The 24420-nt window shown below is 67.0% G+C and carries 19 protein-coding genes, 1 tRNA gene and 1 pseudogene; 10 read left to right on the forward strand and 11 right to left on the reverse strand.

Annotated elements, in window-relative coordinates; translation table 11 throughout:
- Window positions 1-8: 8 nt before the first annotated feature.
- A complete protein-coding gene (htpG, locus tag BT264_RS22320; RefSeq protein WP_072440822.1) occupies window positions 9-1907 on the reverse strand; it encodes a molecular chaperone HtpG in 1899 nt (632 codons plus the stop codon).
- 159 nt (window positions 1908-2066) lie between these two features.
- Window positions 2067-3524, reverse strand: coding sequence for an aminotransferase-like domain-containing protein (locus tag BT264_RS22325; protein ID WP_072440824.1), 1458 nt, complete (start codon window positions 3522-3524; stop codon window positions 2067-2069).
- A 231-nt stretch (window positions 3525-3755) separates the two neighbouring features.
- Between BT264_RS22325 and BT264_RS22330 the strand changes: the two genes are divergently transcribed.
- From BT264_RS22330 to BT264_RS22360, 7 genes are all read left to right on the forward strand, one after another.
- Complete coding sequence (locus tag BT264_RS22330) at window positions 3756-4448, forward strand: VOC family protein (protein ID WP_072440826.1); 693 nt, start codon at window positions 3756-3758, stop codon at window positions 4446-4448.
- A gap of 46 nt (window positions 4449-4494) precedes the next feature.
- The gene (locus tag BT264_RS22335; protein ID WP_072440828.1) at window positions 4495-5403 is read left to right on the forward strand and encodes a DMT family transporter; all 909 of its coding nucleotides are present in this window, start codon (window positions 4495-4497) and stop codon (window positions 5401-5403) included.
- 152 nt (window positions 5404-5555) lie between these two features.
- Window positions 5556-6737, forward strand: a complete 1182-nt coding sequence (locus tag BT264_RS22340) for an aminotransferase-like domain-containing protein (RefSeq protein ID WP_072440830.1) — start codon at window positions 5556-5558, stop codon at window positions 6735-6737.
- A gap of 44 nt (window positions 6738-6781) precedes the next feature.
- The gene (locus BT264_RS22345; RefSeq protein ID WP_034208050.1) at window positions 6782-7240 is read left to right on the forward strand and encodes a RidA family protein; all 459 of its coding nucleotides are present in this window, start codon (window positions 6782-6784) and stop codon (window positions 7238-7240) included.
- A gap of 13 nt (window positions 7241-7253) precedes the next feature.
- Complete coding sequence (locus tag BT264_RS22350; RefSeq protein WP_072440831.1) at window positions 7254-8135, forward strand: PhzF family phenazine biosynthesis protein; 882 nt, start codon at window positions 7254-7256, stop codon at window positions 8133-8135.
- Window positions 8136-8352: 217 nt separating this feature from the next.
- Window positions 8353-10692: a bifunctional diguanylate cyclase/phosphodiesterase gene (locus BT264_RS22355; protein ID WP_072440833.1), complete on the forward strand. Its 2340-nt coding sequence runs from the start codon at window positions 8353-8355 to the stop codon at window positions 10690-10692.
- Between the two features lie 202 nt (window positions 10693-10894).
- On the forward strand, window positions 10895-12100 hold the full coding sequence (locus BT264_RS22360) for a chromate transporter (protein ID WP_072440948.1): 1206 nt from the start codon (window positions 10895-10897) through the stop codon (window positions 12098-12100).
- Between the two features lie 54 nt (window positions 12101-12154).
- Here BT264_RS22360 and BT264_RS22365 read toward each other — a convergent pair whose 3' ends face one another.
- Window positions 12155-12601, reverse strand: coding sequence for a multidrug/biocide efflux PACE transporter (locus BT264_RS22365; protein WP_072440835.1), 447 nt, complete (start codon window positions 12599-12601; stop codon window positions 12155-12157).
- A gap of 112 nt (window positions 12602-12713) precedes the next feature.
- On the opposite strand from BT264_RS22365, the gene BT264_RS22370 reads away from it, so the two are divergent.
- A complete protein-coding gene (locus BT264_RS22370) occupies window positions 12714-13598 on the forward strand; it encodes a LysR family transcriptional regulator (RefSeq protein ID WP_072440837.1) in 885 nt (294 codons plus the stop codon).
- A 48-nt stretch (window positions 13599-13646) separates the two neighbouring features.
- On the opposite strand, the gene BT264_RS22375 is transcribed toward BT264_RS22370, so the two are convergent.
- The 5 genes from BT264_RS22375 to BT264_RS22400 form a co-directional block, all read right to left on the reverse strand.
- Window positions 13647-14105 carry a CopD family protein gene (locus BT264_RS22375; RefSeq protein WP_072440839.1) on the reverse strand — a complete coding sequence of 153 codons (459 nt, stop codon included), beginning with the start codon at window positions 14103-14105 and terminating at the stop codon, window positions 13647-13649.
- A gap of 255 nt (window positions 14106-14360) precedes the next feature.
- Window positions 14361-16682 (reverse strand): DNA topoisomerase IV subunit A, encoded by a 2322-nt coding sequence (parC, locus tag BT264_RS22380; RefSeq protein WP_072440841.1) that lies wholly within the window; start codon window positions 16680-16682, stop codon window positions 14361-14363.
- Window positions 16683-16748: 66 nt separating this feature from the next.
- A complete protein-coding gene (parE, locus tag BT264_RS22385) occupies window positions 16749-18731 on the reverse strand; it encodes a DNA topoisomerase IV subunit B (protein WP_072440843.1) in 1983 nt (660 codons plus the stop codon).
- 241 nt (window positions 18732-18972) lie between these two features.
- The gene (locus BT264_RS22390; RefSeq protein WP_072440845.1) at window positions 18973-20922 is read right to left on the reverse strand and encodes an ATP-binding cassette domain-containing protein; all 1950 of its coding nucleotides are present in this window, start codon (window positions 20920-20922) and stop codon (window positions 18973-18975) included.
- Between the two features lie 283 nt (window positions 20923-21205).
- On the reverse strand, window positions 21206-21610 hold the full coding sequence (locus tag BT264_RS22400; protein WP_072440849.1) for a DUF4399 domain-containing protein: 405 nt from the start codon (window positions 21608-21610) through the stop codon (window positions 21206-21208).
- A 198-nt stretch (window positions 21611-21808) separates the two neighbouring features.
- Between BT264_RS22400 and BT264_RS22410 the strand changes: the two genes are divergently transcribed.
- Both BT264_RS22410 and BT264_RS22415 read left to right on the forward strand, forming a co-directional pair.
- Window positions 21809-21991: a rubredoxin gene (locus tag BT264_RS22410; protein WP_006398668.1), complete on the forward strand. Its 183-nt coding sequence runs from the start codon at window positions 21809-21811 to the stop codon at window positions 21989-21991.
- A 132-nt stretch (window positions 21992-22123) separates the two neighbouring features.
- Window positions 22124-22198 (forward strand) — tRNA-Arg (locus tag BT264_RS22415).
- A 142-nt stretch (window positions 22199-22340) separates the two neighbouring features.
- Here BT264_RS22415 and BT264_RS40085 read toward each other — a convergent pair.
- From BT264_RS40085 to BT264_RS22430, 3 genes and pseudogenes are all read right to left on the reverse strand, one after another.
- A pseudogene (locus BT264_RS40085) lies at window positions 22341-22606 on the reverse strand (YncE family protein); the annotation flags it as partial.
- 138 nt (window positions 22607-22744) lie between these two features.
- Window positions 22745-23902: an MFS transporter gene (locus tag BT264_RS22425; RefSeq protein WP_256260693.1), complete on the reverse strand. Its 1158-nt coding sequence runs from the start codon at window positions 23900-23902 to the stop codon at window positions 22745-22747.
- A gap of 85 nt (window positions 23903-23987) precedes the next feature.
- A complete protein-coding gene (locus tag BT264_RS22430; RefSeq protein ID WP_072440853.1) occupies window positions 23988-24416 on the reverse strand; it encodes a chromate resistance protein ChrB domain-containing protein in 429 nt (142 codons plus the stop codon).
- Between the last annotated feature and the right edge of the window lie 4 nt (window positions 24417-24420).

The raw sequence follows: 24420 nt of genomic DNA on the forward strand, positions 1-24420 counted from the left end.
GCGCGCGTTCACGCGGCGCGCGACAGCAGCAGCGCGTTGGTCCGCTTCACGAAGCTCGCCGGATCGTCGAGCATGCCGCCTTCTGCCAGCAGCGCCTGGTCGAACAGCAGATGGCACCAGTCGCCGAAATCGGCGCTGTCGGCGTTCAGCTGTTTCACGAGCGCATGCTCGGGGTTGATCTCGAGGATCGGCTGCATCGCCGGCGCGTTCTGGCCGGCCGCCTTCAGCATCCGCTGCAGGTAGCCGCTCATGTCGTTGTCGTCCGCGACGAGGCACGACGGCGAATCGGTCAGGCGGAACGTGACGCGTACTTCCTTCACCCTGTCGCCGAGCGCTTCCTTCATCTTCTCGACGACGGGCTTGATCGCCTCGCCCGCTTGTTCCTGCGCCTTCTTCTCTTCGTCGTTCAGTTCGCCGAGATCGAGGTCGCCGCGCGCGACGCTCGCGAGCGGCTTGCCGTCGAACTCGTTGAGGAACGACAGCATCCATTCGTCGACGCGGTCGGTCAGCAGCAGCACCTCGACGCCCTTCTTGCGGAACACTTCGAGATGCGGGCTGTTCTTCGCGGCCTGCCACGTATCGGCCGTCACGTAGTAGATCTTGCTCTGCTCGGGCTTCATGCGCGACACGTAGTCGGCGAGCGACACGTCCTGCGCATCGGTGTCGCCGTGCGTCGACGCGAAGCGCAGCAGCTTCGCGATGCGCTCGCGGTTCGCGTGATCCTCGCCGAGGCCTTCCTTCAGCACCTGGCCGAACGCGCCCCAGAACGTCTTGTACTTTTCCTTGCCGGCATCCTCTTCCGCGTTCGCGAGCTCTTCGAGCATCGACAGCGCGCGCTTCGTCACGCCTTCGCGGATCGCCTTCACGTCGCGGCTTTCCTGCAGGATCTCGCGCGACACGTTCAGCGGCAGGTCGGCCGAATCGACGACGCCCTTCACGAAGCGCAGGTATTGCGGCAGCAGTTGCTCGGCGTCGTCCATGATGAACACGCGCTTCACGTACAGCTTCAGGCCGCCGCGATAGTCGCGGTTCCACAGGTCGAACGGCGCGTGCGACGGCACGAACAGCAGTTGCGTGTATTCGCTGCGGCCCTCGACGCGGTTGTGCGTCCACGTGAGCGGATCCTGGTGGTCGTGCGCGACGTGCTGGTAGAACTGCGTGTACTGCTCGTCGGTGATGTCGCTCTTCGAACGCGTCCACAGCGCGCTCGCCTGGTTGACGGTCTCGTCCTCGTCCTTCAGGACCATCTCGCCCTTTTCCTGATCCCATTCTTCCTTCTGCATCAGGATCGGCAGCGCGATGTGGTCGGAGTACTTCTGGATGATCGACTTCAGGCGGTGCGACGACAGCAGCTCGTCCTCGCCTTCGCGCAGATGCAGCGTGATCGTCGTGCCGCGCTGCGCGCGCTCGATCGCGTCGATCGTGAAATCACCCTCGCCCGCGCTTTCCCAGCGCACGGCTTCGTTCGCCGGCAGGCCCGCGCGGCGCGTCTCGACGGTGATCCTGTCCGCGACGATGAAGCCCGAGTAGAAGCCGACGCCGAACTGGCCGATCAGCGCCGCGTCCTTCTGCTGGTCGCCGGACAGTTTCGTGAAGAATTCCTTGGTGCCCGAACGCGCGATCGTGCCGAGGTTCGCGATCGCCTCGTCGCGGCTCATGCCGATGCCGTTGTCGTCGATCGTGATCGTGCGCGCGGCCTTGTCGTAGCCGATGCGGATGCGCAGGTTCGGATCGTTCTCGTACAGCGCGTTGTCCGCGAGCCCCTCGAAACGCAGCTTGTCGGCCGCGTCGGACGCGTTCGACACCAGTTCGCGCAGGAAGATTTCCTTGTTGCTGTAGAGCGAATGGATCATCAGGTGGAGGAGTTGCTTGACCTCTGCCTGAAAGCTCATCGTTTCATGTGCCATGGATATTGTTTCCTCTTACTTGAACTTGAATGGTGTGGCGCAGGCGGCCGGCGCGCGATGCCGCGAGGCCCGCGCACGGGCGACCGCCCGGCGCCGGCGGTTCGCGCGCCTATCTGGGGCCGGTGCGCCCGATTTCAAGGGCCCGCGTGCCGCGCCGCGTCACGACGCGCGCCGCACCGCCGAATCGATATAGCGCGCGAGAAACCCCGGCAACGCCGGATCGCCGCAGTTCGCGACGTTGAAGCGTGTCCACGTCGACGGCGACTGCTGCGGCGAAAACAGGCTGCCGGGCGTCAGCAGGAACCCCTCTTCGTGCGCGGCGGCCGCGAGCGCGTCCGAATCGACCCCCGTGTCGGCCCACAGGAACATCCCGGCCGCCGGCATCGCGAAGAGCCCCAGCCCGGTGCGCTCGAGCATCCGCGCGGTCTTGTCGCGCACGCCGTCGAGCCGCGCGCGCAGCCGTTCGACATGGCGCCGGTAATGCCCCTCGGTCAGGATCTTGTAAAGCACGCGCTCGTTGAGTTCGGGCGTCGTCATCCCGACCAGCATCTTCTGGTCGGTGACCGCCTTCGCGATCTCCGGCGCGCACGCGACGTAGCCGACCCGCAGGTTCGCCGCGAGCGTCTTCGAATAGCTGCCGAGGTAGATCACGCGCTTCAGCTGGTCGAGGCTCGCGAGCCGCGTGGCCGGATAGCTCGGCGGGCACAGGTCGCCGTACACGTCGTCCTCGACGACGAGGAAGTCGTACGCCTCCGCGAGCTTCAGGATCCGGAATGCCTGCGCGGCCGACAGCGACGTGCCGGTCGGGTTCTGCAGCACCGAGTTGATCACGAGCATCTTCGGTCGCCACATCTGCACGAGCGTCTCGAGCGCGTCGAGATCGGGGCCGTCCGGCGTGTACGGCATCCCGACGAGCTGTGCGCCCTGCGACGCGAAGCGGCCGAACATCTGGAACCACGCGGGATCGCCGACGATCACCGCGTCGCCCGGCCGCACATAGATCCGCGAGATCAGGTCGATTGCCTGCGTGATCCCCGATACCAGCACCAGCTGGTCAGGCGTCGCGCCGATCTCGACTTCGGCGAGGCGCGTCTGCAGTTGCTGGCGCAGCGGCAGGAAACCCTGCGCGGTGCCGAAGCCGAGCATCTGCGCGCCGGACTGGCGCCCGAGCGCGCGCAGCGCGCCGGTGATCAGCTCGCCGTCGAGCCAGCGGCCCGGCAGGTAGCCGAGACCGGGCCCCTTTTCCGGGCTGACGGTGTGCAGCATGTTGCGCAGCAGCCAGACGACGTCGATCGTGTTGTGCACGGGCGCGGCTTCGGATACGCGCGCCACGTTGTCGACCGGCTGCGGGCCGGCCGTGCGCTCGCGCACGTAGAAGCCGGAGCCGCGCCGCGAGTCGAGGTAACCCTGCGCGACGAGGCGCTCGTACGCCTCGACGACGGTAAAGCGCGACACGCTCTTGTCGAGCGCGAGCTTGCGGATCGACGGCATCCGCATGCCGGGACGGAACACGCGCTCGTCGATGCGCCGCCGGGCCCACTGGACCAGCTGGTCGACGAGCGTGAGCGTGGCCGTATCGTGCGGCACGGGAATCTGGGCGAGGGGGACGGTGGACATGAGGCGGCAACTCCAACTGTACCGAAGGCTATCGCGCCGATTGTACCGTTACTGTGCCGGTGCCGACGATTACAGTTGACCGCAATGGCGACCGTGCGGCCGCCGTTCCGGCCCCGCCGCACCTGGAGCCGCGCCGGCCGGCCTGATCCGCGGCCCGTGCGCCGGCCGGTCCGGCAACCGCCCGGCGCAACGCCCGCCTACCATGACACTTTCGCTCCCCGACCGACGTTCATGCCAGCCCGTTCCCTGACACTCGACCATCTCGTGATCGCCGCGCGCACGCTCGACGAAGGCGTGCGCCATGTCGCCGACGCGCTCGGCATCGAACCGGCCGGCGGCGGCCGCCACCCGCTGATGCGGACCCACAATGCGCTGTTCGGCGCATGGGGCGGGCTCTACCTCGAAGTGATCGCGATCGACCCCGATGCCCCCGCCCCGGACGACGGTGCAGGGCCGCCGCGCGCGCGGCTGTTCGGGCTCGACGATCCGGCGATGCACGCCCGGCTCGCGCAGGGCCCGTTTCTCGCGCACTGGGTTGCGCGCGTCGACCGCCCGCGCCGGCTCGCGCTGTGGCAGAGCCAGTACCCGGCCCGCATCCCGCCCGTCGTCGCGATGCGACGCGGCGACCTGAGCTGGGGCCTCACGGTGCCCGACGTCGGCGCGTTCCCCGCATGGCAGGGTGCGGGCGACGGCCTCGTGCCGTCGCTGATCCAGTGGGACAGCCCGCACCACCCGGCCGAATCGCTGCCGAACGACGACGTCGCGCTGAAGTCGCTCAAGGGTGCCCACCCGCGCGCGGAGGTCATCCGCGAGCAGCTCGACTGGCTCGGCGCCGCCCACCTGCTCGACCTGGAAACCGGCGACGGCCCGCCCGCGCTGGTCGCCGAATTCGATACGCCGCTGGGATCACGCACGCTGCGCTGAAAGCCCGTCCATTACAACCACCCTGCAATTCGGAGACACCTTCGACATGAATTCGCGCGAAACCCGGGGCATGCTGCTCGGCCTGATCGGCGTGATGATCTTCAGCCTGACGTTGCCGATGACGCGCATCGTCGTGTCCGAACTCAATCCGTTGCTCAACGGGCTTGGCCGCGCACTCGCCGCCGCCGTGCCGGCCGGCCTGCTGCTGTGGTGGCGCCACGAGCCGCTGCCGACGCGCGCGCAGCTGAAAAGCCTCGCGATCACGTCGGCCGGCGTGATCATCGCGTATCCGGTGTTCTCCGCGTGGGCGATGAAATCCGTGCCGGCCTCGCACGGCGCGGTCGTCAACGGGCTGCAGCCGCTGTTCGTCGCGTTGTATGCGGCATGGCTGTCGCACGAGCGGCCGTCGAAGGCGTTCTGGGCCAGCGCGGTGGCCGGCAGCGCGCTCGTGATCGCATTCGCGCTGCGCGACGGCGGCGGCACCGTGCAGGCCGGCGACGCGCTGATGCTCGTCGCGGTCGGCATCGGCGCGCTCGGCTATGCGGAAGGCGCGCGCCTCGCGCGCCAGATCGGCGGCTGGCAGGTGATCTGCTGGGCGCTCGTCGTGTCCGCGCCGTTCCTCGTGCTGCCGGTCGGCTGGCTCGCGTGGCTGCAGCATGCCGCGCATCCGGGCCCGCTCGCGCTGCGCACGTGGCTCGCGTTCGGGTACGTGACCCTCTTTTCGCAGTTCATCGGCTTCTTCGCGTGGTACGCGGGGCTCGCGATGGGCGGCATCGCGCGCGTCGGCCAGGTGCAGCTGCTGCAGATTTTCTTCACGATTGCATTTTCCGCGCTGCTGTTCGGCGAAACGGTCACGCCGTCGACGTGGCTGTTCGCGGCCGCCGTGATCGCCACCGTGGTGCTCGGGCGCCGCTCGGCGGTCGCCACCACCGCGCAACCGGCTCGCGCCGGCTGAACAGGTGCGCCATAATGGCTGTTTTGCCTGATCGGTTTTGCCCACCCAGCCGCGAAGGCTCGACCGCGCTCGCGCATGCCTACCCGGAAGCGTCGAAGCGATCCGCCCGGACGACCTTTCTTGACTGACCACGATATCCGAACGAGGAGACTATGAATCCGAGCGACCTGCATCCGCCGCACTGGCAGCTTTCCGAACGCGCCCGCAAGCTGACGAGCTCTGCGATCCGCGAAATCCTGAAGGTCACGGAACGCCCCGAGGTCATCTCGTTCGCCGGCGGCCTGCCCGCCCCCGCGACGTTCCCGGCCGAGCGCATGCGCGCCGCCGCCGACCGCGTGCTGCGCGACGCGCCGGCCGCCGCGCTCCAGTACAGCGCGACCGAAGGCTACCTGCCGCTGCGCGAGTGGATCGCCGAGCGCTACAGCGTACGCGTGTCGCAGGTGCTGATCACGACCGGCTCGCAGCAGGCGCTCGACCTGCTCGGCAAGGCGCTTATCGATCCGGGCAGCCCGATCCTCGTCGAAACGCCGACCTACCTCGGCGCGCTGCAGTCGTTCTCGCTGTACGAGCCGCGCTACGTGCAGGTGCCGACCGACGAGCAGGGCCTGCTGCCGGAAGGCCTCACGCCCGAACTCACGCAAGGCGCGCGCCTCCTGTACGCGCAGCCGAACTTCCAGAACCCGACCGGCCGCCGCCTGCCCGTCGAGCGCCGCCGCGCGCTCGCCGCGTTCGCGCAGACGAGCCCGTTCCCGGTGCTGGAAGACGATCCGTACGGCGCCCTGAACTACCGCGGCGAGCCGCTGCCGACGATGTTGTCGATGGCGCCCGACCACGTCGTGCACCTCGGCACGTTCTCGAAGGTGCTCGCACCGGGCCTGCGGATCGGCTACATCATTGCCCCCGAGGAACTCCACTTCAAGCTCGTACAGGCCAAGCAGGCCACCGACCTGCACACGCCGACGCTGACGCAGCGTATCGCGCACGAAGTGATCAAGGACGGCTTCCTCGACGAGCACATCCCGACGATCCGCGAACTGTACAGCGCGCAATGCGACGCGATGCTCGGCGCGCTGGCACGCCATATGCCGGAAGGCGTCACGTGGAACCGCCCGGAAGGCGGGATGTTCATCTGGGTGAACCTGCCCGCGCAGATCGACAGCATGAAGCTGCTCGCCACGGCCGTCGACAACCACGTCGCCTTCGTGCCGGGCGCACCGTTCTTCGCGAACGATGCGCAGCAGAACACGCTGCGCCTGTCGTTCGTCACGGTGCCGCCCGAGAAGATCGAGGAAGGCGTAGCTCGCCTCGGCAAGCTGCTGCGCGAGCGCCTCTGATCCCACCCTTTTCCTGTCACGACTCTCTACGAGGAATCGAACGCATGGCTAACGTCTACGACAAACTGAAGTCGCTCGGCATCGAGCTCCCGACCGCCGGCGCACCGGCTGCCGCCTACGTGATGAGCGCGCAAAGCGGCAATACGGTCTACCTGTCGGGCCACATCGCGAAGAAGGACGGCAAGGTCTGGGCCGGCAAGCTTGGCGCGGATCTGCAGACGGAAGACGGCAAGGCGGCCGCGCGCTCGATCGCGATCGACCTGCTCGCCACGCTGCACGCGCACACCGGCGACCTGAACAAGGTCACGCGCATCGTCAAGCTGATGAGCCTCGTCAACTCGACGCTCGACTTCACCGAACAGCACATCGTGACGAACGGCGCGTCGGAGCTGATCGCCGAAGTGTTCGGCGATGCGGGCAAGCACGCTCGCTCGGCCTTCGGCGTCGCACAGATCCCGCTCGGCGCGTGCGTCGAGATCGAGCTGATCGCCGAAGTCGCGTAACGGGCGCAGCGCGATGCCCGGTCATCTCGTCCGCTTCAAGCAGGTCGACGTGTTCACGTCGGTACCGTTCAAGGGCAACCCGCTCGCCGTGGTGTTCGACGCCGATTCGCTCGGCGACGACGACATGCTCGCGATCGCCCGCTGGACCAACCTGTCGGAGACGACGTTCGTCTGCACCCCGACCGATCCGGAAGCCGACTACCGCGTGCGAATCTTCACGCCGGGCGGCGAACTGCCGTTCGCCGGCCACCCGACGCTCGGCACCGCGCATGCGTTCCTGGAAAGCGGCGCGCGGCCGCGCACGCCGGGCCGGCTGATCCAGCAGTGCGGGGTCGGCCGGGTCGCGCTGCGCGAGCAGGCCGACGGCTGGGCGTTCGCCGCGCCGCCGGCACGCGTCACGCCGCTCGACCGTTCGGACTACGCGGCGCTGGCTGCCGCGTTGCGCAGCGACGCGCTCGACCTGGATGCGCAGCCGTGCGCGGTCGACAACGGCGCGCCGTGGCTGGTCGTGCGGCTGACGTCGGCCGACGCATGCATCGGCCTGTCGCCCGATCCGGCCGCGCTGGAAGCGATCACGCACCGCTACGGCACGCACGGCCTCGCGGTCTATGCGCCGCACGCCGACGGCGGCCCCGCCACGTTCGAAATCCGCTGCCTGATGACGGGCGGCGGCTTCGGCGTCGGCGAGGACCCCGTCACGGGCAGCGCCAACGCCGCGCTGGCCGGGCTGCTGACGCGGCAGGAACGCCGCCCCGGCAGATCGTATACGGCCCGCCAGGGCACGGCGATCGGCCGCGACGGCCGCATCTTCGTCAGCTACGACGAGGACGGCACGACATGGATCGGCGGCCACACCGTCACGGTCGTCGACGGCACGTTCCGGTCACCTGACTGACATTTCGCGATGTGCGATGGCGCCGGCCCGTCCGGCGCCCCTCCGATTCGCCCAACTATCGCAAAAACCCTCCAGCCAGTAATATCGGGCCTAATCCGTTGTTTCGGAGGTCTGTCGATGGTTGCGCATCCCGCGAACGAACAGACGCCGGGGCGACCCGAACCATAGCCGGCCATCCCGACGGATGGCGCACGCGAGCAGGACGCCACCCTCTTCGATGAGCTCCGCCCGGTCCAACCCTACGCCGCCTACCCGGCCGCTGCGCGCGCCGCGCAAATCGCGCCGGCGTGCGCTATTCGCGATCCCGCTGCTCGGGATGCTGGCGCTTGCGCTGCTGTGGGCCGTGATCGTCGCGCGTCTGTCGGTCGAGAAGGACAGCGCGTACAAGGAAGCCGCGGCGTCCGCGGCGATCCTGTCCTCCGCGCTCGAGCAGCATACGGTCAAGGCGATCCACCAGGTCGACCAGATCACCCGCTTCGTCAAGTTCGAGTTCGAGAAGTCGCCCGCGCGCTTCAATCTCGCGAGCACCGTCGAGAAAGGCGTCGTGCCGAGCGACACGCTGATCCAGGTGTCGCTCGTCAACGCCAGGGGCATCCTGTTCGCGAACACCGCCGAAATCCATCCGCAGCCGATCAACCTGTCCGATCGCGAGCACTTCAAGGTCCACCTCGCGCACAACGACGACCGCCTCTATATCAGCAAGCCCGTGCTCGGCCGCGTGTCGAGCCACTGGACGCTGCAGATGACGCGGCGCCTGAACAACCCGGACGGCAGCTTCGCGGGCATCGTCGTCGTGTCGGAAGACCCGAGCTATTTCACGAACGACTTCTACAACAACGCGGCGATCGGCAAGGAAGGCGTGATCGCGGTCGTGTCCGACACGGGCGGCGTGCTCGCGCGGCGCACGGGCTCGCTCAGCAACGCGCCGGGCGCGTTTTCGGCATCGGGCGTCTACCCGATCGCCGAGCGCGTGACGGGCACGATCATCGACCCGATCGACGGCGTGACACGCATCGTGTCGTACCGCCACCTCGACGGCTACCCGCTCGCGGTGATGGTCGGGCTGTCGCAGACCGAGGAATTCGCGGATTACTACCACACGCGCAACGTCTACCTGCTGATGACGAGCTTCATCACGCTCGCGATGCTCGCGTTCTTCGGCGTCGCGACGGGCCTGATCGGCAAGCTGCTCGGCCGCGAGCGCGAGATGACGCAGCTGGCGGAATTCGACCTGCTCACCGGCCTCGCGAACCGCTATGCGACGCTGCGCGGGCTGCGCAACGACGTGTCGATGCCGACGAGCCTGTCGCGGCTCGGCCTGCTGTTCATCGATCTCGACAACTTCAAGACCGTCAACGACACGCTCGGCCACAACGCCGGCGACATTGTGCTGCAGATGACCGCGTCGCGCCTGTCCGATGCGGTCGGCGACGAAGGCTCGCTCGCGCGCATCGGCGGCGACGAGTTCGTCGTCGTGATGAAGGGCGACGACGTCGAGCGGCGCGCGGTGCACCTCGCCGAAGCGATCATCCGGATGTTCGCCGAGCCGTTCGACGTGCGCGGCAGTTCGTTCGTGCTGCATGCGAGCATCGGCATCGCGCTGCACTCCGTCGCTAACGAAAGCGAGATCGACCTGCTGAAGAAGGCCGACCTCGCGATGTACAGCGCGAAGGACGCAGGCAAGAACTGCTACCAGTTCTATGCGCCGCACCTGTCGCACCGTGCCGACCACCTGATGCGCTGGGAACAGCAATTGCGCGTCGCGCTCGCCGAGGGGCAGCTGTTCCTCGCATACCAGCCGAAAATCGACCTCACGCACCGCACCATTACCGGCTTCGAGGCGCTCGCGCGCTGGGACCACCCCGAGCACGGGATCATTTCCGCGAACGAATTCATTTCGATCGCCGAATCGACGGGCCTGATCGTGCCGATCGGCGACTTCGTGATCCGCACCGCGTGCGAGCAGATCGCGCGCTGGCGCGACGAGGGCCACGACACGCTGACGCTCGCGGTCAACATCTCGCCCGTGCAGTTCTGGCGCGGCGACCTGATCGAGACGATCTCGAGCACGCTGCAGGAAACCGGCATCGACGCGAACCGGCTCGAACTCGAGATCACCGAAACCGCGATGATGGAATATCCGGAACTCGTGTCCGAGAAGATCGTCGCGCTGAAGAAGCTCGGCATCCGGATCGCACTCGACGATTTCGGCACCGGCTATTCGTCGCTGTCGTACCTGCACCGCTTCTCCGTCGACACGCTGAAGGTCGATCGCTCGTTCGTGCAGGCGATCCCGACCGATCGCAGCGTGTGCGTGATGGTGTCGTCGATCGTGCATCTCGCGCGCTCGCTCGGCCTGACCGTCGTCGTCGAAGGCACGGAAACCGAGGAGCAGATCACGTGGCTGTCCGCGCTCGGCGAGATCGAGGCGCAGGGCTTCCTGTTCTCTCGCCCGGTGCCGGCCGACGCGATTCCCGCGCTGATCGCGCGCTTCGGCGTGCGCGGCGACCATCCGAACGTCATCGCGCACCGCGCGACCGGCAGCACGGGCGCCTGAGCGCACCATGGCCCGGCCGCGGCGTGCGTTGCGCACTGCCGCAATTATTTCGTTTTCCGATCCGATTGCCTGGTTCATTAACTAGCGTTTTCGCGCATGGCGATGTCACGATGCGCGGCGGACAATTGGGAGGGCCAACGTATCGGCGGGCCGCCGGCACGCCCACATGCGCGAGATCCGGCCCTGCGCCAACACCACAATCATGACAACCGTCGAAGTCGAAGTGACCGCTCGTGTCGAAGAGGCACCGGCATCCCTATGGACCTTGTTCAAGGTCGTCGCCGGCATTTCGGCGATCTCGTGGGGCGGGCTTTCGATGATGGCGCAACTCGAACGCCATTACGTGGAACGGCTGCAGCGCATCGAACCGCACGTATTCGGCGATCTCGTCGCGCTCGCGTGGCTCGTGCCGGGTCCCGTCGGCTGCAATGTTGCGGTGCAGGTCGGCCAGACGCTGCACGGTCGCGCCGGCGCATGGGTCGCCGGCATCGCGAGCGTGCTGCCGTTTTCCATCCTGATGACGCTGTTCGCGATCTTCTATCGCACGCCGCTCGTGCGCTCGCTTGCCGCGCCGATGCTGATCAATCACTTCGGGATGGTGCTCGCCGCGCTGATCGGCATCACGTGGGTCAAGCAGTTGCGCATGCTCGCGCGCACGCGGCTCGAACAGGCGATCGCCGCGCTGTCGACGATTCTGCTCGCGTTCGCGCATAGTCCGGCCGCTTTCGTCGGGATTCTTTTCGCTGCGTTTGCAGCGGGCTGGCTGACCGGGCCGACGCAACGCGACGCGGTCGATTTCACGCTGTCGAGACGCGACCGCAACCTGCTCGTGCTGCTCGGCGTGCTCGTCGCGTTGTTCGCCGTGCCGCTGCCAGGCGATTACCAGGAGCAACTGCTGTGGCCGCGCCTCGCGGGCGCCGGCATGACGCTGTTCGGCGGCGGCTTCTCCGCGCTGCCGGTGCTCAAGACGCTGTTCGTCTCGCCGGCCACGGGCATCTCCGATCACGACTTCACACTGGCGTTCGCGCTGTCCCCCGTGGCGCCGGGGCCGCTGCTGAACGTCGTGCCGTTTCTCGGCTACCTGACCGACGGCTGGGTCGGCGCGCTGCTCGCCACGGCCGCGCTGTTCATTCCGTCGGGTTGTCTCGTCGTGTTTGCTCAGAACCACCTGTCCCGGCTCAAGCGCCATTCGCGCTTCGAGCACGGGATGCGCCTGCTGCGCGCGGCGACGACGGGCTTTCTCGTCGTCGCCGTCGTGAAGATTCTGCATCGTGAGCCGGCCGACCCGATTTACTGGCTGACGGGCGCGTTCGCGACGCTGTGCTTCACGCGCCTCAGGGTGCCCGTCTATGCCGTCTACGGCGCGGTCGCGGTTGTCTGCGGCGTGTGGCTGTGGGCCGCGCGCTGACGGGCGGCCGTCACTCTACCGGACTCGACCGGCACTCACCGGCACCAGGCGGCTTCACCCCGCCTGCACCGCGACCCGGCGTGCCATCCAGCGGGCGCGCAGCGCGTCGTACGCGAGGTTGAAGCAGAACGTGTACGGCAGGAAGAACAGCACGATGCCGAGGTCGAGCAGCAGCGCCTCGACGAGGCTCACGTTCAGCCACCACGCGGCAACCGGCACCACCATCGCGACGAGGCCGAGCTCGAAGACGACCGCGTGCGCGATCCGCATGCCGAGCGTGCGCGACAGCCCCGCGCGCCGTTCGAAGCGGTCGAACAGCGTATTGAAGGTCATGTTCCACGCCATCGCGATCAGCGACACCATCACCGTCAGCACGCCGACGTGCGATACCGGCATGTCGAGCAGCCACGCGCCGATCGGCGCGCACAGCGCGATCGCGACCAGCTCGAACGTCAGCGCATGCAGCAGCCGTTCCGTCACCGTTTTGTTCATCTGTTTCATGGTTCCCTCCGATTCGTTACGTCATTCATGTCGGTCATTTTGATCGGCGCAACCGCATGAATCCAGTTTGATATCATCGGTTTTACCGATACGACAAAGTCTGGAGCGCCACATGCGCCACGCCCCCGAAGCCCTGCTCGCATTCGCCGAAGCCGCGCTGCTCGGCTCGTTCACGGCCGCCGCGCGCAAGCTCGGCAAGCGCCAGTCGACCGTGTCGGAGGCGATCGCGAACCTCGAGATCGATCTCGGCGTGCAGTTGTTCGACCGCTCGACGCGCGCACCGACGCTGACCGACGCCGGGCGCGCGCTGCTGCCGCAGGTGCAGCGCACACTCGAGGCCGGCGCGGCGATCGACCGCACGGCCGCGCGGCTCGCACGCGGCGAGGAAGCACGGCTGACGCTCGTCGTGTCCGATACGTACCAGTCGAAGCGCTACGAGGAAACGTTGATGGCACTCGAACGGCGCTTTCCGGCGCTCGAGCTCGAATGCCAGATCGCCGAGCACGAAGACGTGCTCGACCTGATCCAGCAGGGTCGCGCGCAGCTCGGGCTGATGGCCGCGCGCGCTGCCTACCCGGCCGATATCGGCGCGGCGACGGTGGCGGAGGAATCGGAGATCGGGCTGTTCGTCGGGCGCACGCATGCGCTTGCGGAATACGGCGATACGGAAGTGCCGCACGCGGCGCTGCGCGACGTGCGCGAACTGCGCCTCAACACCTATGTGAAAACGGAAGGCCGCAGCGCCGACGACCGAATCGTCGTCGGCACGCAGCACTGGCTGGCGCCGAGCTACCTGATGCTGCTGGAGATGGCGGTGCTGGGGTTCGGCTGGGCCGAGCTGCCGCGCTGGATGGTCGACCACTTCGCGCGCGATCGCCTGTGCGAACTGCGCGCACGCGGCTGGCCGCGCCGTGTGCGGGTGGATGCGGTATGGTCGCGCAACCGCCCGCTCGGCCCGGCCGGCGCCTGGCTGCTCGACGCGATGCTGGCCGCGTAGCGGCGCATGCCGGCGCGCCCGCGGTTGGCGCCGGCATGCGCCTGAAGATCAGAAGCCGCGCGACAGCACGGCCGCACCGACCGTGACGACACCGAGCACGAGATTGACGACGACGAGCAGGCGCACCGCGTTCACCGCGCGCGCGCCGTCCGGCCAGTTCTGCGCCTGCACCGCGCGGCGGATGCGCGGAAACAGCGCGAAGCGGATGTGCCCGAAGATCAGCATCATCACGACGCCGAGCCCGGCCATCGCGTGCAGCGACCACGTCGCGCGCGCGCCGCCGAATTCCACGAGCAGGAAGCCGCCGGACAGCAGGATCACGATCACGGAACCCGCCACCCAGTTGAAGAAGCGGCCGAACACGCCTTCGATCAGAGGCAACCGGAGCTGCGGCGACAGGTCGGACAATGCCGGACGCAGGCAGAAGTTCGCGAAGACCATCCCGCCCACCCACACGGCAACGGCCAGCAGATGAAGAAACAGCGCGACGGCAACAGCGTGGGACATGGCGACAATCCTGTGATGGGGTGGGTGCTGCGAACGGCCGCGTCGCACGCGGCATCGAACGTCGTTCGACCGGCCTGTCGCCGCGCGGTTCAGGCCCCAGGCGCGATTTGACAATATTTTGCAAGTTCCGCGTGACAGCGCCACGCTTGCTGACCCGAATCACCCGCATCCGCGGTCCCAAAGAAAAGGCCGCACGTCCGCCGAAGCGGAAGTGCGGCCTTCGATCGCGATCGAACCGGACGATCGTGCGCGGCGTCAGCCGAGCAGCGGACGCAGCTCGTTGACGACCTTGAGCTTCGACTCCGGCGCGCGGCCCTTGCGTGCGCGCTTGCCGATGTGCGGCGCGAGCCCCGCATACGACAGCGTGTCGTCCTGCGCCTTGCCGCCACGGCCGGTGCCGATCAGCACGACACCCGCCGGATCGATCGCGAGCGCCTGCACGAGCGTTTCCTTGTCGTCGAGCGCCATCAGGATCACGCCGCGGCCGCCGCCGGACAGCGTCTTCATCTCGTCCATCCCGAACACGAGCAGCCGGCCGCCGCTCGACAGGCACGCGACCTGCGTCGCGTTCGGCAGCACGGGCATCGGCGCGAGCGGCACCGCGCCCGTGTCGATCGTCATGAACGACTTGCCGGCCTTCACGCGGCTCACCATGTCGCCGACCTTCGCGAGGAAGCCGAAGCCGTTGCTCGATGCGAGCAGCAGTTGCTGGTCGGCCGGCGCCGCGTAGTAGTGCATCAGGTGCGAGCCCGATTCGAGCTCGATCAGCGACGTGACCGGCACGCCGTCGCCGCGCCCGCCCGGCAGCACCGACACGTCGACCGAATACACGCGGCCGCTGCTGCCCCATGCGATCAGGCGATCGGGCGTGCGGCACTGGAACGCCGCATACAGATGGTCGCCGGCCTTGAACGTGAAGCCGGCCGGGTCGAGCCCGTGGCCCTTCAGCGCGCGTACCCAGCCCTTCTGCGACACGACGACCGTCACCGGCTCGTCGACCACCTTCGCCTCGAACGTCGCGCGCTTTTCCTGCTGGATCAGCGTGCGGCGCTCGTCGCCGTACTGCTTCGCGTCGGCCTCGATCTCCTTGATCATCAGCCGCTTCATCGCGCTTTCGTTCGCGAGCAGTTCCTCGAGCTTCGCCTTCTCGTCGCGCAGCGCTTCGAGTTCCTTCTCGATCTTGATCTTCTCGAGCCGCGCGAGCTGGCGCAGCCGGATTTCGAGAATGTCCTCGGCCTGCCGCTCGGAGAGGCCGAACGCGTTCATCAGCGCAGCCTTCGGCTCGTCCGACTCGCGGATGATGCGGATCACCTCGTCGATGTTCAGGAAGACGATCATCCGCCCTTCGAGGATATGGATGCGGTCGTCGACCTTCGCGAGACGATGGCGCGTGCGCCGCGTCATCGTCAGCTGGCGGAACTTCACCCATTCGTCGAGGATCGTCAGCAGGCCCTTCTGGCCCGGCCGGCCGTCGGCGCCGATCATCACGAGGTTCAGCGTCGCGTTCGATTCGAGACTCGTGTACGCGAGCAGCGTGTTCACGAATTCCGTCTGATCGATCGTGCGCGACTTCGGCTCGAACACGAGCCGCACCGCCGCTTCCTTGCCCGACTCGTCGCGCACCGCGTCGAGCAGGTCGAGCATCGCCTTCTTCGTGTTGAGCTGTTCGGGCGTCAGCGTCTTCTTGCCGAGCTTGAGCTTCGGGTTGGTCAGTTCCTCGATTTCCTCGAGCACCTTCTGGCCCGACGTGCTCGGCGGCAGCTCGGTGACGACGAGCTGCCACTGGCCGCGCGCGAGATCCTCGATCTTCCAGCGCGCGCGCACCTTCAGGCTGCCGCGGCCCGTTTCGTAGGCCGCCGCGATTTCCGTGTCGCTCGAAATGATCTGGCCGCCGCCCGGGAAATCCGGGCCGGGGATCAGGTTCATCAACTCCGCGTGCGAAAGCTTCGGATTGCGGATCAGTGCAACCGCCGCGGCCGCCACTTCGCGCAGGTTGTGCGACGGGATTTCCGTCGCGAGGCCGACCGCGATGCCCGACGCGCCGTTCAGCAGCACGAACGGCATGCGGCTCGGCAGCGTCTTCGGTTCGTCGAACGAGCCGTCGTAGTTCGGCATGAAGTCGACCGTGCCCTGGTCAATCTCGTCGAGCAGCAGCTTCGCGATCGGCGTGAGCCGCGCTTCGGTGTAACGCATTGCCGCCGCGCCGTCGCCGTCGCGCGAGCCGAAGTTGCCCTGCCCGTCGATCAGCGGGTAGCGCAGCGAGAAATCCTGCGCGAGACGCACGAGCGCGTCGTATGCCGACTGGTCGCCGTGCGGGTGGTATTTACCGAGCACGTCGCCGACCACGCGCGCCGACTTCACCGGCTTCGCGTCCGGGCCGAGGCCCATTTCGTTCATCGCGAACAGAATCCGGCGCTGCACCGGCTTCTGGCCGTCGCACACGTCGGGCAGCGCGCGGCTCTTCACGACGCTGACCGCGTAGCTGAGATACGCCTGCTCCGCGTAGTTGCCGAGCGTCAGCGCGTCGCTCTCGGGCGCGTCGGGGCTGGCAAAGAGATCGGAAGTGTTGTCGTCCATCTGAATTCCGTATTCGTAAGTGGCGTGAGGCCGGGCCGGGCGTCATGCCCGGCCGCGCGCAGGGGGCTAGATATCCGCTTCGACGTCGTTGCCCTTTTCCTCGAGCCAGCCGCGCCGCGCGGCTGCCTCGCCCTTGCCCATCAGCATCGTCATCCGCGCGACGGTCGCGTCGAAGTCGAGCTCGCCGAGCTTGATCGGCATCAGGCGGCGCGTGTCGGGGTTCATCGTCGTGTCCCAAAGCTGCTCGGCGCTCATTTCGCCAAGCCCCTTGAAGCGGCTGATGCTCCACTGCGTCTCGCGCGCGCCGTCCTTGCGCAGCTTGTCGAGGATCGCTTCCAGCTCGCCGTCGTCGAGCGCATAGAGCTTCTGCGCGGGCTTCTTGCCGCGCGCGGGCGCGTCGACGCGGAACAGCGGCGGCCGTGCGACATACACGTGGCCGCGCTCGATCAGTTGCGGGAAATGCTTGAAGAACAGCGTGAGCAGCAGCACCTGGATGTGCGAGCCGTCGACGTCCGCGTCCGACAGGATGCAGATCTTGCCGTAGCGCAGGTTCGACAGGTCGATGGTGTCGTCCGGGCTGTGCGGATCGACGCCGATCGCAACCGAGATGTCGTGCACTTCGTTGTTCGCGAACAGGCGGTCGCGCTCGGTTTCCCAGGTATTCAGCACCTTGCCGCGCAGCGGCAGGATTGCCTGGTACTCCTTGTCGCGGCCCATCTTCGCGGAGCCGCCCGCCGAATCGCCCTCGACGAGGAACAGCTCGTTGCGCTCGATATCCTCGGTCTCGCAGTCGGTCAGCTTGCCGGGCAGCACCGCGACGCCCGAGCTCTTGCGCTTCTCGACCTTCTGGCCCGCGCGCGTGCGCGCCTGCGCCTGCTTGATCACGAGTTCGGCAAGCTTCTTGCCGTGCTCGACGTGCTGGTTCAGCCACAGTTCGAGCGCGGGGCGCGAGAACGACGACACGAGCTTCACCGCGTCGCGGCTGTTCAGGCGTTCCTTGATCTGCCCCTGGAACTGCGGATCGAGCACCTTCGCGGACAGCACGAACGACACGCGCGCGAACACGTCTTCGGCGAGCAGCTTCACGCCCTTCGGCTGCAGATTGTGCAGCTCGACGAAGCTTTTCACCGCCTGATAGAGACCGTCGCGCAGCCCCGATTCGTGAGTGCCGCCTGCCGGCGTCGGGATCAGGTTCACGTACGACTCGCGCACGAGCGAGCCTTCCTCGCTCCAGGCGACGACCCACGACGCGCCCTCGCCCTCGGCGAACGTATCGTCGCCCGAACGCGAATCGGCGAAACGCTCGCCTTCGAACAGCGGGATCAGCAGTTCGCTGCCGTTCATCTCGTCGAGCAGGTAGCCGCGCAGGCCGTCCTCGTACTTCCACGTCTGGCGCTCGCCGGTCTTTTCGTTGACGAGCACGACCTCGACGCCCGGCAGCAGCACGGCCTTCGAGCGCAGCAGGCGCTGCAGTTCGCCGAGCGGCAGGTTCGGCGAATCGAAGTATTTCGGGTTCGGCCACACCTGCACGCGCGTGCCGGATTTCTTCTCGCCGCGGCCCGCGCCCTGCGTCGTCAGCGGCTTCACGACGTCGCCGTCGGCGAAGCCGAGCTCGGCGATCTTGCCGTCGCGCCAGACCGTTACGTCGAGGCGCGTCGCGAGCGCGTTCGTCACCGACACGCCGACGCCGTGCAGGCCGCCCGAGAACGTATACGCGCCGCCCGCGGCCTTGTCGAACTTGCCGCCCGCATGCAGGCGCGTGAACACGATCTCGACGACCGGCACGCCTTCTTCGGGGTGCATGCCGAACGGGATGCCGCGGCCGTCGTCCTCGACCGACACCGACTGGTCGGTGTGCAGCGTGACCGTGATCTGCTTGCCGTAGCCGCCGAGTGCCTCGTCGGACGCGTTGTCGATGACTTCCTGGATGATGTGCAGCGGATTCTCGGTACGGGTGTACATGCCGGGCCGCTGCTTGACCGGCTCGAGACCCTTGAGCACCTTGATCGATGCTTCGCTATAGGCCGCGCTGGGTTTCTTCGTTGACATAGGCGCTGAATTTCGTCATTCATCGGGACGTTGTCCACACCTCGTGTGGATAACGTCGTGGACAAAACGTTGAGTTCCGTAAAAAAGCGAATCGAAACAACGGTGTGCTTGGACTGCTCCGAAAGCGGGCGCGCGGCGTGCTGCGCTACCCGGGACGCGCGGTATTTTACTGGTTCCACGTGGCATGCCAATCGCGAGATCATCGCGCGGCCATCGCCGGCCGCGCGGCGCGCGACGCGCGTTATGCCGGCTTGCGCTTCGCCTCGAGCGTTTCCCACCGTTCGAGCGAGGCGAGCAATTCGTCGTCGATCGCCGCGAACCGCTCGGTCAGGCGCGTGCCTTCCTGCGGATCCTTCGCGAAAATCGAGCCGTCCTCGAGCTGCGCATTGATCGTCTTCTGCTCTTCTTCGAGCGCGGCGATCTTCTCCGGCAGCGAATCGAGTTCGCGCTGCTCGTTGAACGACAGCTTCACCGTGCGCTGCGCATTGCGGCCCGCGGCGCTCTTCGCCGGCTCTTCCTTGACGGGCGCCGCCTCCTTGACCGCGCGCTTCGCGGCTTCCTGCTGCGCGAGCTGCTCCGAGCGCTCGCTTTGGATCTGCCAGTCGGTGAAGCCGCCGACGTATTCGCGCCACTTGCCGTCGCCTTCGGCCGCGATCACCGACGTCACGACGTTGTCGAGGAACGCGCGATCGTGGCTGACGAGCAGCACCGTGCCGTCGTAGTCGGCCAGCAACTCTTCGAGCAGTTCGAGCGTCGGGATGTCGAGGTCGTTGGTCGGTTCATCGAGCACCAGCACGTTGGCCGGACGCGCGAACAGGCGCGCGAGCAGCAGCCGGTTGCGCTCGCCGCCCGACAGCGACTTCACCGGCGAACGCGCGCGTTCCGGCGCGAACAGGAAGTCGCCGAGATAGCTCATCACGTGCTTGCGCACGCCGCCGATCTCGACCCATTCGCTGCCGGGGCTGATGGTATCCGCGAGGCTCTTCTCCTGGTCGAGCTGCGCGCGCATCTGGTCGAAATACGCGACCTGAAGGTTCGTGCCGGTGCGCACCGTGCCTTCGTCGGGCTTCAGCTCGCCGAGGATCAGCTTGAGCAGCGTGGTCTTGCCCGCGCCGTTCGGGCCGACGAAGCCGATCTTGTCGCCGCGCATGACCGTCGTCGAGAAGCGGTCGACGACCGTACGGCCGCCGTAGCGCTTCGTCACGTCGGTCAGCTCCGCGACGATCTTGCCGGACTTCTCGCCCTGCGCGACGTCGAGCCTTACGTTGCCCTGCGAATTGCGGCGCTCCGCGCGCTCGTGACGCATCTGCTCGAGCCGCGCGACGCGACCGACGCTGCGCGTGCGGCGCGCCTCGACGCCCTTGCGGATCCACACCTCTTCCTGCGCGAGCAGCTTGTCGAACTTGTCGTTTTCCACGCGCTCGACTTCGAGCTGCTGAGCCTTGCGGGTCTGGTACGCGGAGAAATTGCCCGGGTACGACAGCAGCCGGCCGCGGTCGAGCTCGACGATGCGCGTCGCGACGCGGTCGAGGAACGCGCGATCGTGCGTGATGAACAGCAGGCCCGCGCGCTGCGCGACGAGCAGCTCTTCCAGCCAGCGGATGCCGTCGAAGTCGAGGTGATTGGTCGGTTCGTCGAGCAGCAGCACGTCGGGCTGCAGCACCAGCGCGCGCGCCAGCGCGACGCGCTTCTGCATCCCGCCCGACAGCGCGTCGACGCTCGCGTCGCCGTCCGGCAGGCCGATCTGCGCGAGCGTCATCGACACGCGCGTGCGCCAGCTCCATGCGTCGTGCGCGTCGAGCGACGATTGCAGCGCGTTCATCCGCGCGAGCAGCGCATCGTGCTCGGCGCCTTCCGGTATATCCGCGAGGCGGTGCGCGATCGAATCGTATTCTTCGAGCAGTTCGCGCGTGTGCGTGAGCCCCGACGCGACCGCATCGAACACCGTCGCGCCCGGCTCGAATTCGGGCTCCTGCGGCACGTAGACGGTCACCAGTTCCTGCTGGCGCGTGACCAGCCCGTCGTCGGGCTTCGCGAGGCCGGCGACGATCTTCAGCAGCGACGACTTGCCCGCGCCGTTGCGGCCGATCAGGCCGACGCGCTCGCCGGCTTCCAGCGAGAAATCCGCGTGATCGAGCAACGCGACGTGACCGAACGCGAGCTGCGCGCCGGTAATGGAATAGAGCGACATGGGGAGACGGCGGAGAGAGAGGAATCGGAAGCGCCCATTGTACCGGTCGCGGACGCCGCCACCGGTATGGCCGGACGGACTAGCCCTGCGAGCGGCACTCGAACCGCGTCGACGCGGTGCGATGGAGCGGTGCCATGTATGGCTTGCGGCCGGTTTCCGGTGCCGGATGCCGGCCGCGGATTGCGCGCGACCGCGTGAACGGGCGAATGCCGGCCCGATGCCCGCGGCCGGTCGACCGACCATCCCGTGCATGGCGCATCGGGCGCCGGCGCGGGATGCGCGGTTACTTCACGTTGACCGTGATCGTCGAACTCATTTCGGGGCCGTACGAACGGTGCGCACCGTCGCCGAGCTGCAGCGTCAGCGTGTGCGGGCCGGGAGACAGCTTCACATCGGTTTCGGTCTGACCCTTGCCGAAATGCAGAGAATGGTCGGACGCCGGGATCACGTCGCCCTTCGGCACCGGCTTGCCATCGATCAGCAGGTGATGGTGGCCCGTATTCGGCGTCATGTCGCCGGCCGGCTTGAGCGCCACGCCTTCGAGACCGAACTTCACGTGCACGGGGCTGGACACCGTCGCGCCGTCCTGCGGCTCGACAAAGAACACGCGCGCTTCCGCGCGCGCAAGCGTCGACACGGCCAGCGCCGCGACACAAACCGCACCCGCGATCCACTTTCTGTTGAGCATCGTTTCCTCCTTCAGATTGACAGGCCCACGAAGCATACACTGCAAGCCCGCCGCACGCGATGACACCCATTGTTCGCGATGCGTACGTTTAAAACGACGTTGCGCAGGCGTTCGGCGAAATTCCGGTAACATTGCGCCTTTCGTCCGCCGGCGAGGCTGCGGACGGCACTACCGAGTTTTCATTATCACGAGCGCTACATGAGCGAAGTAACCGAATACCAGAGCTGGGTCTGCCTGATTTGCGGGTGGGTCTACAACGAAGCGGAAGGGCTGCCCGACGAGGGCATCGCGCCCGGCACCCGTTTTGCCGACATTCCCGCCGACTGGCGGTGCCCGCTGTGCGACGTGGGCAAGGAAGATTTCGTCGTCGTCGATTTCTGATCGCGGCTGACCGCGCGATACGCGCGTCGGCGTGCAATCCGCCCGCCGATGCGCCGCGCGTTTGCTATACTCTGCGCGCTGTCCACATCGCCGTCCGGTTCGCGTTTTTCGCGCGATCGCCCGGACATGGCTCTCCCCGTAGTTCAATGGATAGAACAAGCGCCTCCTAAGCGCTAGATACAGGTTCGATTCCTGTCGGGGGGACCAGCCAAGCCCCAAACCATCCCCGAGATTCACAAGCCCCCCGCTCATCAGGCCCGTCTGGCAGCCATCTAGCCCCAGCGTTACCCAAGGCTGCTCAGTGGCAGCCGGAAAAGTGTAGGTATTTTTGCTGGTACATACAGCTTGCTAGCTTGCGCGCGTCGGGCGCATAGGCCATACCGTCCGGGTACTGCCCGCCCGACATGTGCGCGACGATTTTCGGTATCGCTGCGTCGATCGCGCGATCTCGTCAGTACCGGTTGCAGATGCACATATGCGCGATAGTTCCAGAGCGGCAAGCACCCCATGCACCGACGATACGTCTGCGATCCGTGCGATCGCGCGTAGCGCATGCGTATCGAAAGCAATCACTTCCCCGTCGCCGAGGCGAACGATAAAAAGCAGGTTGCGGCTTGTACCGAGACGTCGTCGCCCGCAGCACAAACACCGCGAGCCTTCCATCGACATGGGTTGACAGGAGGCGCGCAGGTTTCGCATCGACGCGTCGCTTTGCACGGCTCCTCGCTTCTTTGTCGTTCCACCGTGACAGCACTACCGCGCCCGGTCATCGTCCGGTTTGACCTGTCGAAAAGCTGCCAGCAGCGACAGGTCATACGCGATCTTCAATGCGCCGCATACGACCAGCGGGGCACCGAGCCAGCCAAGACCGAACAAGCCGCCGGCCAACGTCGGCGCGACAGCGGCTGCGAGGCTACGCGGAACAGACGTAAAGCTGGCTGCTGCCGGGCGCTCCGAAGGCGTGACGACCGCCATCACGTAGGCGGTTCGCGTCGGCACATCCATTTGCGAAAGTGCGCTGCGCATCAGCAGCAGCGCTAACGCAAGCGGCAGCGACGGCGCGAAAGCGGCGCCAATCAGGCAGACGCTCGACGGGATATGCGTGAACACCATGGTGTTCAGCAGGCCGATCCTGCGCGATAGCGGCGCGGCCGCAAGCTGCGAGCCGGCCGAGAGCAGGCCTGCCCAGAAGAAGAATTGACCAGCAGCGGCGATCGAGAGTCCGAAGCGCTGCATCAACCACAGCGACAACAACGAGTTGACGACGAGACCGCCCGCGAACGCATCGATGCTGAACAGCATCGCAAGCCGCACGACAATGGGACGCGACGGGCCGAGCGGGGGCGCCGCCTTCGACGCACGGGCATCGGCGCGCGGCAATCGCCGATACAGCATGAAGACGATGACGCCCGTCACCGCATAGACGAGAAACATGCCGCGCATCGCGCCGAGCGCCGTGATTGCGGTATGCGACGCAACCCAGATCGGCAGTCCTGCCGTCAGGGAACCGACCGCCGCCGATACGGCCCCGACGAGGCTGTATCGTGCAAACAGTGCAGTGCGAACGTCGCCGCCGGCGGCTTCCGCCAGACGCGACTGTTCGAGCGGCAGAAACAGGCTGACATCGCCCGAACTCGGATTGAGCGTGCCGACGAAGGCGACGACGAGCAGCGGCCACAGCGTGGCGAAGCTCACGAAGCCGATGCCCGTTGCGGCCATCAACGCCGCCGCGAGCGTCAACATGCGCCGCTGCGTGAAGCGGCTCGCCAGCATGCCGACTGCGATCGTCGCGATCGCGGAACCCATCAGCGTCGTGGTGCTGATCAAGCCGACGTCCAGTTGCGAAAACCCGAGCGACAGCAGATACGCAGGCAGCAGCACGGCAATGAAGCCATCGCAGAAACCGCGCATGCCGCGGCTTGCGAGGATGAGCGATGCGGCCCGGTCCGCTCCCGCCGGCAGCATCCGACCGGCAAGCGACGACGCGAACCGGCTGCTAGGCACGTGCCTCACGCTGGCACCACGCGTAGAGCGCGTCGTACATCACCATGCCGTGCCGCAGTTGCTCGTGATCGTCTGCGAAGTTCGTGGAAAGGCCGATCGAGATCGCGTACAGGCCGGTGGCTTCCGGCGTGAGATCGAGCCGTCCGGTATCCGCGCCGCGCACGATCGCGGCGAGTTCGAGCAGCGCCGGGTCATTCAGTCGATACTTGTCGAGAAACGCATCGAAGCTGCAACGCTCGCCGTGGTGGCCAAGCTCGACGCCTGGCACGTCGTAGGGAACCGCGCCCGTTTCGTCCGCCAATCGCAGTACGTCCGCGCCCGGAACGTAGAGAAATTCCGCAGCGTCGTCGATAAACCGGGCGATCAACCATGGGCATGCGATGCGATCGATCTTCGGTCGTTCACGCGTAATCCACTTCATGGCG

This window comes from Burkholderia sp. NFPP32 (genome assembly GCF_900119325.1).
In the GTDB taxonomy this organism is placed as follows: Bacteria; Pseudomonadota; Gammaproteobacteria; order Burkholderiales; family Burkholderiaceae; genus Burkholderia; species Burkholderia pyrrocinia_C.

Excerpts from the sequence above, each read along its gene's own strand:
- BT264_RS22370 (WP_072440837.1), top strand. The coding sequence starts at position 12,714 with ATGCGCCACGCCCCCGAAGCCCTGCTCGCATTCGCCGAAGCCGCGCTG.
- BT264_RS22375 (WP_072440839.1), bottom strand. The coding sequence starts at position 14,105 with ATGTCCCACGCTGTTGCCGTCGCGCTGTTTCTTCATCTGCTGGCCGTT.
- BT264_RS22350 (WP_072440831.1), top strand. The coding sequence starts at position 7,254 with ATGCCCGGTCATCTCGTCCGCTTCAAGCAGGTCGACGTGTTCACGTCG.
- BT264_RS22330 (WP_072440826.1), top strand. The coding sequence starts at position 3,756 with ATGCCAGCCCGTTCCCTGACACTCGACCATCTCGTGATCGCCGCGCGC.
- BT264_RS22365 (WP_072440835.1), bottom strand. The coding sequence starts at position 12,601 with ATGAAACAGATGAACAAAACGGTGACGGAACGGCTGCTGCATGCGCTG.
- BT264_RS22340 (WP_072440830.1), top strand. The coding sequence starts at position 5,556 with ATGAATCCGAGCGACCTGCATCCGCCGCACTGGCAGCTTTCCGAACGC.
- BT264_RS22355 (WP_072440833.1), top strand. The coding sequence starts at position 8,353 with ATGAGCTCCGCCCGGTCCAACCCTACGCCGCCTACCCGGCCGCTGCGC.
- parE (WP_072440843.1), bottom strand. The coding sequence starts at position 18,731 with ATGTCAACGAAGAAACCCAGCGCGGCCTATAGCGAAGCATCGATCAAG.
- parC (WP_072440841.1), bottom strand. The coding sequence starts at position 16,682 with ATGGACGACAACACTTCCGATCTCTTTGCCAGCCCCGACGCGCCCGAG.
- BT264_RS22390 (WP_072440845.1), bottom strand. The coding sequence starts at position 20,922 with ATGTCGCTCTATTCCATTACCGGCGCGCAGCTCGCGTTCGGTCACGTC.
- BT264_RS22430 (WP_072440853.1), bottom strand. The coding sequence starts at position 24,416 with ATGAAGTGGATTACGCGTGAACGACCGAAGATCGATCGCATCGCATGC.
- BT264_RS22325 (WP_072440824.1), bottom strand. The coding sequence starts at position 3,524 with ATGTCCACCGTCCCCCTCGCCCAGATTCCCGTGCCGCACGATACGGCC.
- BT264_RS22360 (WP_072440948.1), top strand. The coding sequence starts at position 10,895 with ATGACAACCGTCGAAGTCGAAGTGACCGCTCGTGTCGAAGAGGCACCG.
- htpG (WP_072440822.1), bottom strand. The coding sequence starts at position 1,907 with ATGGCACATGAAACGATGAGCTTTCAGGCAGAGGTCAAGCAACTCCTC.
- BT264_RS22335 (WP_072440828.1), top strand. The coding sequence starts at position 4,495 with ATGAATTCGCGCGAAACCCGGGGCATGCTGCTCGGCCTGATCGGCGTG.
- BT264_RS22345 (WP_034208050.1), top strand. The coding sequence starts at position 6,782 with ATGGCTAACGTCTACGACAAACTGAAGTCGCTCGGCATCGAGCTCCCG.
- BT264_RS22400 (WP_072440849.1), bottom strand. The coding sequence starts at position 21,610 with ATGCTCAACAGAAAGTGGATCGCGGGTGCGGTTTGTGTCGCGGCGCTG.
- BT264_RS22425 (WP_256260693.1), bottom strand. The coding sequence starts at position 23,902 with ATGCGCGGTTTCTGCGATGGCTTCATTGCCGTGCTGCTGCCTGCGTAT.
- BT264_RS22410 (WP_006398668.1), top strand. The coding sequence starts at position 21,809 with ATGAGCGAAGTAACCGAATACCAGAGCTGGGTCTGCCTGATTTGCGGG.